Raw genomic sequence first — 13,505 nt, 5'->3', positions numbered from 1 at the left:
TGAAAGTCTTTTTGCAATTCTTACTTTTTTCTTCTTTGCTTTCCTGCTATAATAAAAGAAGCGGGAAAATAGAGAAAGAAGGTGTGTCCAATGTCAGAACAAAAGTATTCTCCAAAAGAAGCAATGATTTTCAGCCAAAGGGTTGCACAGTTGTCTAAGGCACTTTGGAAGGCTGTAGAAAAAGATTGGCAACAGTGGATAAAACCTTATGACTTAAATATTAATGAGCATCATATTTTATGGATTTCTTACCATCTTCAAGGTGCCACCATTTCTGACATTGCTAAATTTGGTGTCATGCATGTTTCAACCGCTTTCAACTTTTCGAAGAAGCTGGAAGAACGTGAATTTATACAGTTTTATAAAAAAGATGATGACCGACGGAATACATATGTTGCCGTTACTGAAAAAGGAGAAAAACTGTTACTTGAGATGAATGAGAATTACCATAACTCCAAGCATGGCATCCTGGAAGGCTCTCTGCCTATCAAAGATCTTTACGGGAAATTCCCTGAATTCCTTGAAGTTATGTCTGTTGTTCGAAACATTTACGGTGAAGATTTCATGGAGATATTTGAACGCGGTTTTACCAACATCAAAGAATCCTATGACGACCCCTTTGATGAAATGATTCCTGTCAGCCCGAAGAACGATATCGACAAACTTAAAATTCCTGTCTATGCTGCAGAGGAAAAATAATTTCATTTTATTAGGACTTCTGCTATGATTACCTTGGCAAGCTAAAGAGGAGGAATAGACTTGATCCTTGTTATTACAATTCTGTTCTCATTATTCTATTTGTTCCAGATCAATAAAATGACATATGCGCTTTGCGAATCAAGGGAAATTCCTGAAGAGAAGCAGCCAAAAATATACAGGACCGTAAACGTTCTCGTCACAATATTAATTTTGTCATTTTACGTCGAAATTCTGTTAAAAGTATAAGAGCAGCGCGAGTATGCTTCACTCACCAGAGCGGGATGGATCTTAATCCCTCTAAAAGCAAAACAGTAACGGTCAGGCGAACTTTCCGGTTTACTTATGTACCAGTTAGGAAAAAACTTATACTTTTCTATTAAAAAAAGTCCATTAACCCTTTTTCGGGAAAATGGACTTTTTTCATCATTGATACCCTAGGCGCCAAACGCCAGGAGCTTTTCTCTAATTAATACAAGTAGGCTGCACCAACAATGATTAATAGAATAAACAATACAACAATCAACGCAAATCCTGATGAACCTTGGTTATATCCGCTCATAGGAGCACCTCCTCTCTCTATATGTATCCTATGCGCTATGCTTGAGCCCTTTATAGGCAGATTGTCCAAAGGGAACCTTTTTGTTTTAAAAGCGTTTTTATGATATAGTGGTGTCTACTGTTGTACATAAAAGTTAGAGGAGAATCTAAAATGAAAAAAACTGTTTTAGCACTAACAATGGCCGCATCCGTCCTTGCACTCTCAGCGTGCAGTGATAAAAACGCAGCTGACGATGAAATTATTGCAACTTCTAAAAATGGAGATATTACAAAAGCAGATCTATATGATGAAATGAAAGATGCGATCGGCATCCGCGTTGTTGAAAACCTAATTCTTCAGCAAGCGATTGAAAGTGAATATAAAGTTACTGATAAAGAAGTAAAAGAAGCAATTGCAGCACAAAAAGAGCAGTATGGCGAAAGCTTTGACATGTACCTTATGCAACAGGGAATGACAGAAAAGTTTTTCGATAAAAACGTTAAATCACAATTAATCCAACAAAAAATGATTGAGTCATTAAAAGTAACTGATGAGGATATCAATGCTGGTATCGCAAACATGAAAAAAGAAATCAATGCACGTCACATCTTAGTCAAAGATAAGAAAACAGCTAATGAAGTCCTGGCGAAGCTGAAAGAGGGCGGCGATTTCGCGAAACTTGCGAAAGAATATTCCACTGAAGAAATGGCACAAGAATCCGGCGGCGATTTAGGCTGGTTCGGACCTGGCAAAATGGTGCCCGAATTTGAAGAAGCTGCTTTCGCACTGAAAAAAGGTGAAATCAGCGAACCTGTTAAAACAAGCTTCGGTTACCACGTCATCGAACTAATGGATACGCGTGAAGCGAAACTTGAACAGACAGACGAAGAGCTAAAAGCGACAGTCACAGATAACCTCAAGAAAGTTCAATTTGAAGAAAAACTTGTCAAGCTGTTGAAAGCATCTGATATTGACATTAAAGAAGACGAATTCAAAGATGCACTTGAAGGTTATATTCCAACTGAAAAAGACGCAAAAACGGACAAGAAGTAAAATACAGATAACAAGTGCAAGACACTTGGAGCCTAGACGCAAGTAAAAGAAGCTGTCCCCTGTATAAGAGGGACAGCTTCTTTTTGTCTTTACTTTTTCACTGGTGGAGATCACTCAAACGAAGGTTTATAAAACGACCGGTTGTCGAGCGGGAAGATTCTTTCCGTGAATTCACCAGGATTTGTCTTGCCGAGTGCCCGGTCCAGCATATTCATCTTCGCATCAATATTATCGATATAATGAAGAATTTCCGCTTCTTTTAACATTGGTCGTTTTGGGCTTCCCCATTCTTCTTTACCATGGTGGGAAAGAACCATGTGTTGCAACAGCATAACTTCTTCACCAGTGATTTCAAGTTCATCAGCCGCTTTTGAAATTTCAGTGACCATGATTGTAATATGACCAAGGAGGTTCCCTTCGATTGTATATTGGGTGGCAATTGGACCCGAAAGTTCAATTACTTTCCCAACATCATGCAGGATAATTCCCGCATACAATAAATCCTTATTAAGTGATGGATATAGATTTGCCAACGCTTTGCCTAGTTTAAGCATAGAAACGACATGATCAATAAGACCAGATACATAGTCATGATGATTTCTAGTCGCAGCTGGGTATGTCATAAAGGCGTCCTGATGCTTTTTCAATAAATGACGAGTAATCCGTTGTATCTGCGGATTTTCCATTTCAAAGAAATACTGCATCAACTCTTCATACAGCACTTCCTTACTTGTTGCTGATGACGGGACAAGATCGGCAATTGATACGCCTTCATCCTCTTTAACGGGACGTATGCTTTTGATGCGCAGCTGATTTTTTCCGCGGTATTCGTGTACCTCGCCGCCAATTTTCACAATCGATGCTGCCGCATATGTTTTTGCGTGCTCATCTGTTGTATCCCATAGTTTCGCCTCGATATCACTGCTTTTATCTTGCAAAATAAGAGTCATGAACGGTTTTCCCTGTGTCGTAACTCCTTTAGTTGATTGTTTAATCAGTAAAAAAAGGTCTAGCGGCTCTCCAGCATTGTAATCTGCAAGTTTCTTCATCTGACCATCGCTCCCTGTCCGCTTCCGATATCGGAAACGTTTAGTGTTGTTGCATCCTGCCATTTATCTTTCATTCCTTCATGGCATGTAAAATAAATAAACTGGTGCTTGCTTTGTAACTTATCCAGTAGTTCAATCATACGCGAAAGTCGCTCCCCGTCAAAGTGGACGAACGGATCGTCCATTATCAGCGGAAAAGGTGCGGTGCTAAGAATGTTTCCGGCAAGTGCCAATCGAAGGGAAATGTAAGCTTGCTCTTTTGTTGCCTGGCTCAACTCCACTATCGGAAAACGCATGCCATCTCTCGATAAGACCATAAAATGGCCCGTCTCCGCTACGAAAAGCGATTCATAATTCCCGCCAGTCAGTTCAAAGAAAAATTTCTCTGCCACCTCAAGCACTTCCGGTAATTTCTTTTCCTTTAACTCCATCATCGTCCGTCTGATCGCTTCTGCAATCGCTTTTCGTTCGGACCACTTTTTCGCGAGTTCCGCCAGTTCGCCCCGTTTCATTTCGAAAAGCTGTAATTTACGTCCGTAATTTTCATCTATCAAAAGTTTTTCCGTTTTATTGACGAGTGTAGCTTTTTCATTGATATATGCAGTTAGCTCATCGTCCATCAATGAAAGTGTCATACTGTTATCAGCTGCTTTTGTCCGCAGTTCGTCATCTGTAACATCGGCAGGCAATTCCAGAGGACCATACGTTGCCAATTGAGTATTGATATCTTCACGTTGTCCTTTTAAAAGAATCGCTTCTTGGTGAGCGTCGTAAGCGCTGTAAAATGCTTCTTCCGTTTCTGCGCCCGCTTCCGCAAATAACGCCTGCACTTTTTCTTGCAGTGAACGTACAAGCCCTGACGTTTCTTTCAATGCCGTTTCTTTCTGCTCTATGCTGAATGTCAACGACTTGGTTGTTTCCAACTGTTCTTTTAGATGAATGAATTCCCTTCTCAGCATCTCATAAACCACTTCTTGCGATACTGATTTTTGTAATACTGTTTCCGCTTGTGCCACTCGTTCAGCTATGTTTGTGAAGGTTGTTTGTCGCTGTAAGGCGGCATCTTGTAAACTTCTTGAAACCTCTTGAACTTCCCGAATCATGCGGAATAGTTCAGCGATAATACCGGTTGATGGCATTTCATAAAAACCGTACTGTTGTAAAAAACGGCCCAATTCTGACTCAATCTGTTGTCTATTGCTATGGGCATTTTCAAGCTCGGATACCACTCCTTGGTATTTTCGCTCACGCTTCATGAATTCTTCAAGAAGCTCTTCTTTTTTTCTATTATACAGTCCAATTTGTTCTGTAAGTTCTTCCATCTGTCGCTCGTTTCCATCATTTGCGGAGATGAATTTTTCCATCTTCACAAGCTTAGATGCATCTGTCGAGGGGTTTTCTTTGCCGATATAAAAGAAAATACTGGTAACTCCAACGATAATCCCAGCAACGACCACGAACCATTCGCTTTGCATAAAACCGAAAACAACGAAAGCAAATGCAAGCAGCGATAGAATGAGAGGAATCTTGAGTGATTTCTGTTCCCTTGATCCGCCTACCAATGAAACATATGCCTTTGCTTCGGCAAGTTGTTGCCGCATCGTAGGCCACTGTCGCACACGTTCTATGTCATCTATAGAAGGCGCGGAGCGTTCGAGTGCTCCAATTTCAGTTTCCGTCTCAGTCAATTCAGTTTCCAGTTGAACAAGCTGACGATTCATATATCCAATTTGCTGATGACTATCTGTAAGATTTTCAATAATTTTATGCATCAGTTCTTCTTTATGAATTGAAACATCCGCTTGAAAAAGCTTTTCTTCAGCTTCTTCCCCTTTGACGCCAAGTCTGTCGAGCAGTCGTCTTTTTAAACTTGTTAATTGGTGCATGTTATCTTCCGCTGTAGAAATAGTCGTTTGCCATCTATGCCACTCTGTTTCCTTCGCCAATAGGAGTTCAATTTCAGTTAACCGTTCTGTTTCCTGCCATTCGGGTATCCGGCTCATCAGTTCTGTTAACTCTTCGCCGATTCTTTCTCTAGCTGCTAATGCTTCCGTCAACTTTCCCGCAATCGCTTCATAACGCCGAATACCATCTGCCGGAAAGGTCACTGCATTTAAGCTCAACAACCCTGATTCAAGTACATGTCTTTTTTGGTAAAGGGGTAGAAGCTGTCGCATGAGAGAAAGCTTTTGGGACTCCTGCGTGAGTTCTTTTTTTTGTTCTTGTAATTCTGTAAGCCGATCATCGATTGCCTGTATCCGTTCAATAGAAGGCGTATATTCTGCAACTTTTTCTTGTTCATCCTTAAGTTCCAATTCCAATTCACGGAGCTCCGCAATTTTGACATTCATCTCCGGAACTCTTCCTGACTTCTTGAATAAGTCTCCCAACTCTTTTTCCATTTGGTTGCCGAGCTGTAAAAGAGAATCAACGCCAGTCGTTCCTGAAGCGAGGAGTGTCCGGCTCAATTCGTCTTCATCCATTTTCTCGAACCCTTGCAATTGTAGAAGGGAAAACGAAAAGATCGATTCGAATGAAGCCCGGTCGTACTGGTGGAGCAGTGTGTTTAATTCCTCTTCGCCACCCTTTGTTCCATCCTCGAAATAGACAGTGACATCACCAGCAGATTTTCCGCTGACCCGTTCAACGATACATTTCCCGTATGTCTCATCCAAAAGATGCACTTGCCCGCCGTATTTCCCCCCGAATTTCGGCTCGTAACGTAATAGCACATTGTTTTTTGGGGGAAATCCAAATAAGACATGAAGGATGAACTGCTGAATTGTCGTTTTCCCCGCTTCATTCAATCCATACAAGACAGTGATGCCCGGGCCAAAATCCACTATGACATTTTCATGTTTCCCGAATCCATAAATATTCAGTTTTTCGATTTTCATGCCTACACCTCATTCCATTCTAGACATTTCTACCGCCAGCAATGCTGTCGCCCCGTCTTTAACTCCATTGATTTCATCTTCGGTCAAAATATCGAGATATTTGACACCCCGTGCATGTTGATAGACATCCCTTAATACATCTTTCCAGTCATCTATCGTCCAGTCCTCCATCATTGCTGTAACAGATTGCACAAGTGCTCCTGATGCTGCCGACAGATTCAACTGACTGGCAAATGATAGCTTCTGTACCCAGACGAACGGTTCGCTTTCTCCAACAAAGTCTCTCAGTACTTCTAGCCATTCTTCCACTGGCGATTGGCTGAACAGATTTGCAGCTTCACTGTCGACATCAATCATTGAAAGCTCTACAATTCCAGCACCGTACTCGAATTTGAATGATTCAAGCGCTTCCATACACGCTGTCAGCCATTCATTGGCATGGCTTATTCCCGCACAAGATAATTCCAGACGGTCAAAAACAATTGCTGAAGCGGGGACAAAATGAAGTGACGTTTCTGTTTTTGACAACTCGACTTCATAAAACCCCTTTGTCCCCCGCTCATTACGATGACGTCCTTGCAAATTGCCCGGATAAACAATTGGAGGCTCCTCGTGTAATCGTTGTCGGAGGTGAATATGCCCAAGTGCCCAATAATCATAACGCTTTGCAAGCAACTCACCTTTTGTAAATGGTGCATAAACCGCATGCGTTTCATCCCCAGCCAGACTGCCGTGCAACATGCCGATATGGAAAGCCACAGGGTCTTCAGCAACTGGATAACGAGCAATCATTTTGTCACGGACATGCCGCTCCTTATAGCTAAATCCATATATAACTATGTCTTGCTCGTTCACACTGAGCTTCACCGCTTCAACATTCTCATTGAAGATATGAACATTTGGCGGTAAATCAAAACGTGTCCATCTTCCAGCAAGATGATCATGGTTTCCGTGTGAAATAAAAACCGGAATGCCTTCCACATTTAATTTCTGCATTCCTTCACGGAACTTCATCTGCGTACGCAAACTCCGATCTTCCCCATCGTAAATATCACCCGCTATTAAGACGAAATCAGGTTTCGTTTTGACTGCGTGTTCGATCAATTTATTAAACGCGGCAAAGGTACTATCCCGCAAACTGTTCAGCTGATCTGCCGGCAACCCTGTCATACCTTTGAATGGGCTGTCTAAATGCAAATCAGCAGTGTGAATAAATCGGATTGTTGACAAGTGAGCCCCTCCTTCATACGACGAATACTTGTTCTTATTTTACCACAAAGAAAAAGACTCTGCTAATCTATTCAACGGGTTCGGTTGATGGGGAGATAAATACTTAAAAAAATACAAATAGTAAATTAGCGAGTTAAATGGCAAGTAAAAACGCTCAGTTTTCTGAGCGTTTTTGGTTTGCTTTTTTATTATTCTAATTGAACGAAAACCTCCGTTTGTTGAATAATTCTTTTCATTTACCATTACTTTTCTTGTCAGTCTTGGTGGCAAACACAGTCATCAAAACCATGAAAATAGGCAATAAACTCCATAAAAAGAATCCCCAATTGTGTGTCATTAAAGATAATACTAAGAAGAAAGCAAGTGCTGAACTTGAAATATAAACAGTACGTTTTTGATATTTATTCACCTTGTACCCCCTCGTCAAACAATTAAAGTATTTTGCTTTCATTTCAACACATTTTTTCCCGCAATCTGACCCGTTTGTTTTATATAGTTGCCTTTAAGTCATCCTCATCACCTTAAAGTGATCTATTCAATAATCGCACCCGTTTATTGGGTCAAACTAATTCCTTCTCCATTGTCCAGTAGGTATCATACCAGCCAACATGTACATATCCGAATTGTTCGTATAAACGACAAGCTGGATTTCTTGGGTCTACACTTAAACATAACTTCTGATATCCATAGTTTCTTGCTTCCGTTTCGAGCTCACGCATTAAAGCATTCCCAATTCCTTTACTCCGAAATTCTTTATGAATGGCAATTCCGATTTCTGGCGTTTCATCATCACCATATCCTTTGCGTTCTTTATCAAACAAACGCAACCAAATGGCACCAATCGCTTGTTCATCTTTTTCCGCAATCAATCCAATATCACCGCTCTGCTCTCCCCATCTATCCACATATTTTGAGACGGATGGTTCGTCTAGTATTGTTCGTGGGAAAGGTTTTTGTCCTTCTGGTACAAACGCAGACTCATACACCATATCCCGCAAGAAGGAGATATCGTGTCTTTCAAGACTTCTTATTTCGAAGTTCATAGGATTTATCACCTGCCTCTTGTAGTTTGTCCTCAATTGAGATGTGCTACATTCCCTCCTACCAAGATAATTATAAATAAAAGTGCGGACACCATTAAACCAACCTGACCCAGTTAGTTCAATAAAACTTGCTCTATAAAATGGCCCTTATATGGAGTAAGGACCATTATCTTGCTACGCAAACGCGCCTATTTGTGGTAATAATCTCTCAAGCTTTTCTTTCTTGTAGCACCAAAAGTACAATGCCTGCTATTCCTAATAAAACAGCTATTATTAATGGCAAAGTTCCCACTTTTATTAGAGCAGTTCCAAAAATTCCATACTCTGTATTCCAACCTTGACCATTAACACCACCAAGAGTTAAAGAATAAATTGTTGTTGCTATTAAGGCTGAACCATAGATAATTGCGCTCGACAGTAATAAAATCAAACCTATATTTGTATTTTTTATTTCAATCATTCTCCTAACTCCGCTGTAGGCTCCTAAATGGCTCTTATATGTACTACCGGCGCAAATTCTTAATCCAAAATCGCGCCCGATAATGGAATAATTACTTTCAACAGCATTGTGTTATTTTGGTATACCGATTTCTTGCAATGGATAAAATCGAAACTTCACTTCTCCAATAACCGAATCAGTCGATATAAATCCTAACTCTCTGCTATCCTTACTTTTCAATCGATTATCTCCTAAAAAAAACAAATCACCATTTGGAACCTTTTCATTTCCAGTAAGTTCCTTTAGAGTAAAATCACCAGTGATTTTACTGACTTTGTTTTTGTAATTTCTTTTCACATAAGGTTCCTCATATGTCTTGCCGTTAATGTATAACACATCATTTTTCATCTCCACACTATCTCCAGGTAGACCAATTACTCTTTTAATATATTGTTCATCCTTATCTGGCACTTTGAAAACAATTACATCAAATCTCTCTATTTTACTTATTTTACTTACTACAACCTTGTCACTATTTTCGAATGTAGATTCCATAGATTCCCCGTAAACGACCACTGATGTAAATAGAAATTGACGACATATAAAGACAATAAAAACTGCCACAGCAATTGACTTTATCCAAGAATAAACTTCTTTTTCAGTACTTTTTTGCAAGAGGATTTCTCCAATTTAATTTTTGTTATGTTTTAAGATTCTGGCCGATTGCAGCACAACGTTGTAACACAAACGTGGGATAGTGGAATAGTAAATTATAATTCCGAACTACACCACGGACAGTATTCAATACTTATACTTGAAGAGCCACCATCGTGAATTATCAAACCGTAGCCGTTATTTTTATCATTGAAAACTATTAATTTATCAGGACATTCAAATGGATCGCTATGCATATCGCACTTGAAATTCGCGTGGTAGTCCATATCATCACAACAGTGTTTTTTCATATGTTACTCCTTTTAAATGGCCTTATTAAATAATAGACGCAAATCCTTTTTTTAGAAACTAGCCCAATTCTGGCACAGTATTTTTTCTACATCTGTGCTGGATTGCTTTATTGCTCGGTTAAAGTTGCAATGTCTTTTTCAATCTCAAAAATTAAAAAATCCTCGTCTTCTTCAACAACTTCTTTATCGTATCGAAACTCTTTGTCAATTATCATTTCAAAGTAGTTCGTTTCGTTATTCAATTCAAAAACTGGACATTGATCAAATCTGACATCACCAATGAAAATTGCTCTTATTTTTTTCATACTCTTTCCCCTTTCAGTCTATCTTTATTTATCTAGCTATTAAATTTATATGGCTAAGTACTTTCTTTGTAATTGGGCTCGTTAACAGTACAACTTACTTTTAATAATTGAATACACAAACCTACACATAAACCTTGTTCTTTATATCTAATCAGCATTTCAGTTAAATCAATGACTATTCCGTTATCCCGTAGTATTTTATCGAACTGAGAAAATGTTAAGTTTGGATGAACTTTTGCATCTTTTTCAGGAAAAGTCATTTTAAGCGTTTTATTAATTTCATCTAATTTATTGTTACGTTCTTTAGCATTAGATGTAAAAGTCAATATCGTTTCAACAAAATCAATATCGGTATTAGATAATCCCTTATTTCTTAACCAATCACCAGCAGTTTCAATCCTCATACTATTCCCCTCCTATGCCGCAAAATGGCCCGTTTATGAAAATTGAGCGCTGATCTTTCTTCAAGAAATGCACCCAATAGTGGAACTATCCGTTATTTTATAATAATCATTGGATGAGCCATGGATTCACCATTAACCTTAATTTCTATCGTGTCATGATATTGATCCATTGTTAAAGAATATATATATTGTCTTACATCGTTATCCTTCGAATCCACTTCATCCAACTTGACAAGCGCTATCCTATCTACCGATTCCAAGCTGGCTTCAACATCTTTTTGAGATTGAAAAACAATGTAATATATTTTGCCGCTTCTGTTAATCACTTGAAGTTGCTCGTCATGATTTATTGCTTCTGTTACTTTTTCCGGAACGTTATCTACCTCGTCAAAGCTTAACTTTTGCTGTGTACATGCTGATAAGGATAAGGTTGTCAGAACTAAAAACATTGTTAAAACTAACCTTTTCACCTATTTCACTCCCTCGTCTAATTCCCATTAATTAAACAATTTGGGCCAATCACTGAATGGGCACAGATCCTTCATACCAGAATCGCGCCCTTTTCTGGAACACCCTTATCCATTCACTTTGCGTTGACCTCGGATTGTTTTTTATTTATAAGATTAAAAATAAATTCAAATATGAAGGCGCCTAATAGACCACCCCAAAAAATAAAGGCTGGAGAAAATAAACTATTTTCGGTTACTAAATAATAAAAATAGTTTGCCGCTGATATTAGCATATAAATATAAAAACCGAAGAAAGCACCCTTTTTCCAATTGAATGATTCCTTCTCATTCATTGTCTTGAAAAACTTCATCACATCACTTCCCTAACTTCGCATAATGGCCCGATTACGATATAGGCGCAATCGCTTACAAAGCAATCGCGTCCGTTTGTATTAAAATTTATGCTTCTCTTTGCTCTTCCTTAAATCCTTTAACATTAAGATAAACAGCATAAGCTGCACCAATGATTAATAAAATCTGAGCGTACCCAAAAACCAAGTCTAGCCACGTTATCATTAAAATTAAAGAGAATATTGTAATGAGCGTTATAGCTAGAATGTTTTTATTGTATTTATTCATCTTACCCCCCCTAATATTCCATTCCCTAAACGTATTGTAATTTAGCCAATAATCTGTTAAGTTGCATGATTCTGGAATATCGCTATACCGTAATCGCGCCCTATTAGTGAAGAACTAATTTTCTGTCATTCATTTTTTATTAAATAAATGATATTCTCCCGTCTTACAACTTGAAAAGTCAAATCATCATCGGTAGTGAGTACAGAAGCCTGAGTGAACTGGTATCATTTCCGTTTCTAAAATAAATCCCATAACCATTATTTCCTGGATAGCCGTATAAATAACAAACTACTTTTCCGTCTTTCATAAAAACCAATTGATTCATACTTTCACTTAATGTTTCACTAATCCTATTCCACTTATATCCCACAGTTTTGTAAATTGTTTCTTTTGACGTGTACGGGTTGAAAGAATACACCAAATCCCACTTAAATGGAGTGACATCGGATAAACTCCCTGACTCGACAGTACTTCCGATATTCAGTACCTCTTGTTTCATTAGTTCTTCATTAACATCCCATATATCCTTTTTAAATACTCTAATTAGAATAACAGTCAAAGTAATTGCGATAATGGCGATTATAATAGCTTTTCTTCTTGACACTCAGGTATCCCCTTCTCACCTTAAAAGTAGTTGAATTTTACATAAATTTAAACGAATCCCATTTGAGAAGGTTGCAAAACTAATTCATTAAAATGGCCCCATTCTGGTATAACGTTGCACTTCAAAAGTGCCCTATAGCTGAACATGATGTATTAAATTACTTTCATTTGTCATTCTTTTTATTAAATTCATCTTCCCCCCAATTAATAATTTTGCCTTCTTAACTGCCTAGCCCACCCATTAGCACAATGGTCTTCTACCGTTATATGGCCCTTATATGGAATAAGGACTATTATCTATCTTGCTACAAAAACGCGCCCTTTAGTTGAGTAGCGTTAATGAGATAAAACTACTGGTTAGTTAAAAAAATGAAATATTTGATTTTGTGCGAATCTATTTTCACATATAATTGTAGAAATCCTACTAATTCTTTTCTACTCGGTAATAACCTCTACAAAATACTGATTTTTTCGGCTTAATGGCAATTAACAATGAATTTATGATATCAGAGGAAGAAATTAATAAATTTATCCAACTTATAAACAGTAAAATTGATTTAATATTTCCCGATACAAAAAATGAGACAATAACAGGTATTACGGATAATGCAATGAGGGGTAGACTCATAAAAAGCCAAAACCTAGTTTTGGATAAGATTGCATTTGTGTTTATCCAAAAAAATGCTCCATGAAATGTTAAGCTAATATCCCCTTTATTACGTATCACAAGAATATGAATAGATTCGTGAATGATGAAGACAAAGATACCAATTAAAATGAGTAGAAATGTATTAATAGGACTAGCCCATGCATTAAAAAAAACAGATGTTAAAAAGATTAATATCAGGAGTAAATAAACAAAATTCATATAGTTTTTTCGGAACCAATCATTCTTTATGAAAGGAATCCACTTTTTCAAATCCATACTTATTTGCGGTAAGTGTCGAAACCATATTATCATAAACATCCCTCCGTCTTTTTGCCAACTCAGCTTCTTTATATTTGATTAAGTAATAAGAGTAAAAGCTGTAATTAAACAGAATACAATTTTCTAACTTTACATACCCATCTCTTTACGGAAAGTGGTTTACAATCTGGCCCGTTTGTTGAATTAAGATTAATCTCAATTCTTTTACAATCTACATTTAGATTAACATAAAAAATCCATTTTCCTACCAGAAATAAGTTCACG

The 13,505-nt window shown here is 38.0% G+C and carries 19 protein-coding genes; 3 read left to right on the top strand and 16 right to left on the bottom strand.

All coding sequences use genetic code 11. The annotated features are described in order from the left end of the window. The first annotated feature begins 90 nt into the window (after window positions 1-90). On the top strand, window positions 91-699 hold the full coding sequence (locus MKZ11_RS08275) for an HTH-type transcriptional regulator Hpr (protein ID WP_340793724.1): 609 nt from the start codon (window positions 91-93) through the stop codon (window positions 697-699). Between the two features lie 60 nt (window positions 700-759). Next, window positions 760-945, top strand: coding sequence for a hypothetical protein (locus tag MKZ11_RS08270; protein WP_340793722.1), 186 nt, complete (start codon window positions 760-762; stop codon window positions 943-945). Between the two features lie 220 nt (window positions 946-1,165). On the opposite strand, the gene MKZ11_RS08265 is transcribed toward MKZ11_RS08270, so the two are convergent. Next, window positions 1,166-1,258 carry a YjcZ family sporulation protein gene (locus MKZ11_RS08265; protein WP_084212358.1) on the bottom strand — a complete coding sequence of 31 codons (93 nt, stop codon included), beginning with the start codon at window positions 1,256-1,258 and terminating at the stop codon, window positions 1,166-1,168. Window positions 1,259-1,408: 150 nt separating this feature from the next. Here MKZ11_RS08265 and MKZ11_RS08260 point away from each other — a divergent pair, with 150 nt between their 5' ends. Then, the gene (locus MKZ11_RS08260; protein ID WP_340793720.1) at window positions 1,409-2,290 is read left to right on the top strand and encodes a peptidylprolyl isomerase; all 882 of its coding nucleotides are present in this window, start codon (window positions 1,409-1,411) and stop codon (window positions 2,288-2,290) included. 110 nt (window positions 2,291-2,400) lie between these two features. Here MKZ11_RS08260 and yhaM read toward each other — a convergent pair whose 3' ends face one another. The 15 genes from yhaM to MKZ11_RS08190 all read right to left on the bottom strand — a co-directional run bounded on the left by yhaM (window position 2,401) and on the right by MKZ11_RS08190 (window position 13,280). Beyond that, window positions 2,401-3,339, bottom strand: a complete 939-nt coding sequence (gene yhaM, locus MKZ11_RS08255) for a 3'-5' exoribonuclease YhaM (protein ID WP_340793717.1) — start codon at window positions 3,337-3,339, stop codon at window positions 2,401-2,403. Beyond that, window positions 3,336-6,236, bottom strand: coding sequence for an ATP-binding protein (locus MKZ11_RS08250; RefSeq protein ID WP_340793716.1), 2,901 nt, complete (start codon window positions 6,234-6,236; stop codon window positions 3,336-3,338). The genes yhaM and MKZ11_RS08250 overlap by 4 nt, the downstream gene beginning before the upstream one ends. Window positions 6,237-6,245: 9 nt before the next feature. After that, a complete protein-coding gene (locus MKZ11_RS08245; RefSeq protein WP_340793713.1) occupies window positions 6,246-7,466 on the bottom strand; it encodes a metallophosphoesterase family protein in 1,221 nt (406 codons plus the stop codon). Between the two features lie 232 nt (window positions 7,467-7,698). Continuing rightward, window positions 7,699-7,875 carry a hypothetical protein gene (locus MKZ11_RS08240; protein ID WP_340793711.1) on the bottom strand — a complete coding sequence of 59 codons (177 nt, stop codon included), beginning with the start codon at window positions 7,873-7,875 and terminating at the stop codon, window positions 7,699-7,701. Window positions 7,876-8,026: 151 nt separating this feature from the next. Further along, window positions 8,027-8,509, bottom strand: a complete 483-nt coding sequence (locus MKZ11_RS08235) for a GNAT family N-acetyltransferase (RefSeq protein ID WP_340793709.1) — start codon at window positions 8,507-8,509, stop codon at window positions 8,027-8,029. A gap of 208 nt (window positions 8,510-8,717) precedes the next feature. After that, a complete protein-coding gene (locus MKZ11_RS08230; protein ID WP_340793707.1) occupies window positions 8,718-8,969 on the bottom strand; it encodes a phosphatase in 252 nt (83 codons plus the stop codon). A gap of 111 nt (window positions 8,970-9,080) precedes the next feature. Continuing rightward, window positions 9,081-9,623, bottom strand: coding sequence for a signal peptidase I (lepB, locus tag MKZ11_RS08225; protein ID WP_340793706.1), 543 nt, complete (start codon window positions 9,621-9,623; stop codon window positions 9,081-9,083). Between the two features lie 95 nt (window positions 9,624-9,718). Continuing rightward, complete coding sequence (locus tag MKZ11_RS25045) at window positions 9,719-9,913, bottom strand: DUF6980 family protein (RefSeq protein ID WP_445326986.1); 195 nt, start codon at window positions 9,911-9,913, stop codon at window positions 9,719-9,721. Between the two features lie 107 nt (window positions 9,914-10,020). Continuing rightward, window positions 10,021-10,218 (bottom strand): hypothetical protein, encoded by a 198-nt coding sequence (locus MKZ11_RS08220; protein ID WP_340793705.1) that lies wholly within the window; start codon window positions 10,216-10,218, stop codon window positions 10,021-10,023. A gap of 53 nt (window positions 10,219-10,271) precedes the next feature. Next, a complete protein-coding gene (locus MKZ11_RS08215; RefSeq protein ID WP_340793703.1) occupies window positions 10,272-10,622 on the bottom strand; it encodes a hypothetical protein in 351 nt (116 codons plus the stop codon). Between the two features lie 92 nt (window positions 10,623-10,714). Next, window positions 10,715-11,092, bottom strand: a complete 378-nt coding sequence (locus MKZ11_RS08210; RefSeq protein ID WP_340793701.1) for a peptidylprolyl isomerase — start codon at window positions 11,090-11,092, stop codon at window positions 10,715-10,717. Between the two features lie 113 nt (window positions 11,093-11,205). Next, on the bottom strand, window positions 11,206-11,424 hold the full coding sequence (locus MKZ11_RS08205; RefSeq protein ID WP_340793698.1) for a hypothetical protein: 219 nt from the start codon (window positions 11,422-11,424) through the stop codon (window positions 11,206-11,208). A 106-nt stretch (window positions 11,425-11,530) separates the two neighbouring features. Beyond that, entirely contained in the window at window positions 11,531-11,710 is a 180-nt protein-coding gene (locus MKZ11_RS08200) for a hypothetical protein (RefSeq protein WP_340793696.1), read from the bottom strand. 178 nt (window positions 11,711-11,888) lie between these two features. After that, a complete protein-coding gene (locus tag MKZ11_RS08195; RefSeq protein WP_340793694.1) occupies window positions 11,889-12,314 on the bottom strand; it encodes a hypothetical protein in 426 nt (141 codons plus the stop codon). Window positions 12,315-12,737: 423 nt separating this feature from the next. Continuing rightward, the gene (locus MKZ11_RS08190) at window positions 12,738-13,280 is read right to left on the bottom strand and encodes a DUF3267 domain-containing protein (RefSeq protein ID WP_340793691.1); all 543 of its coding nucleotides are present in this window, start codon (window positions 13,278-13,280) and stop codon (window positions 12,738-12,740) included. Window positions 13,281-13,505: the final 225 nt, after the last annotated feature.

The organism is Sporosarcina sp. FSL K6-1508 (genome assembly GCF_038007465.1).
Classification (GTDB): Bacteria; Bacillota; Bacilli; order Bacillales_A; family Planococcaceae; genus Sporosarcina; species Sporosarcina psychrophila_B.
The sequence above is the reverse complement of the archived record's forward strand: the minus strand, read 5'-3'. Positions and strand labels throughout refer to the sequence as shown.

What these genes read in the sequence shown, in the direction of transcription:
- MKZ11_RS08275 (WP_340793724.1), top strand. Translation starts at nt 91, where the DNA reads ATGTCAGAACAAAAGTATTCTCCAAAAGAAGCAATGATTTTCAGCCAA.
- MKZ11_RS08265 (WP_084212358.1), bottom strand. Translation starts at nt 1,258, where the DNA reads ATGAGCGGATATAACCAAGGTTCATCAGGATTTGCGTTGATTGTTGTA.
- MKZ11_RS08260 (WP_340793720.1), top strand. Translation starts at nt 1,409, where the DNA reads ATGAAAAAAACTGTTTTAGCACTAACAATGGCCGCATCCGTCCTTGCA.
- yhaM (WP_340793717.1), bottom strand. Translation starts at nt 3,339, where the DNA reads ATGAAGAAACTTGCAGATTACAATGCTGGAGAGCCGCTAGACCTTTTT.
- MKZ11_RS08250 (WP_340793716.1), bottom strand. Translation starts at nt 6,236, where the DNA reads ATGAAAATCGAAAAACTGAATATTTATGGATTCGGGAAACATGAAAAT.
- MKZ11_RS08235 (WP_340793709.1), bottom strand. Translation starts at nt 8,509, where the DNA reads ATGAACTTCGAAATAAGAAGTCTTGAAAGACACGATATCTCCTTCTTG.
- MKZ11_RS08230 (WP_340793707.1), bottom strand. Translation starts at nt 8,969, where the DNA reads ATGATTGAAATAAAAAATACAAATATAGGTTTGATTTTATTACTGTCG.
- MKZ11_RS25045 (WP_445326986.1), bottom strand. Translation starts at nt 9,913, where the DNA reads ATGAAAAAACACTGTTGTGATGATATGGACTACCACGCGAATTTCAAG.
- MKZ11_RS08220 (WP_340793705.1), bottom strand. Translation starts at nt 10,218, where the DNA reads ATGAAAAAAATAAGAGCAATTTTCATTGGTGATGTCAGATTTGATCAA.
- MKZ11_RS08215 (WP_340793703.1), bottom strand. Translation starts at nt 10,622, where the DNA reads ATGAGGATTGAAACTGCTGGTGATTGGTTAAGAAATAAGGGATTATCT.
- MKZ11_RS08205 (WP_340793698.1), bottom strand. Translation starts at nt 11,424, where the DNA reads ATGAATGAGAAGGAATCATTCAATTGGAAAAAGGGTGCTTTCTTCGGT.
- MKZ11_RS08200 (WP_340793696.1), bottom strand. Translation starts at nt 11,710, where the DNA reads ATGAATAAATACAATAAAAACATTCTAGCTATAACGCTCATTACAATA.
- MKZ11_RS08190 (WP_340793691.1), bottom strand. Translation starts at nt 13,280, where the DNA reads ATGTTTATGATAATATGGTTTCGACACTTACCGCAAATAAGTATGGAT.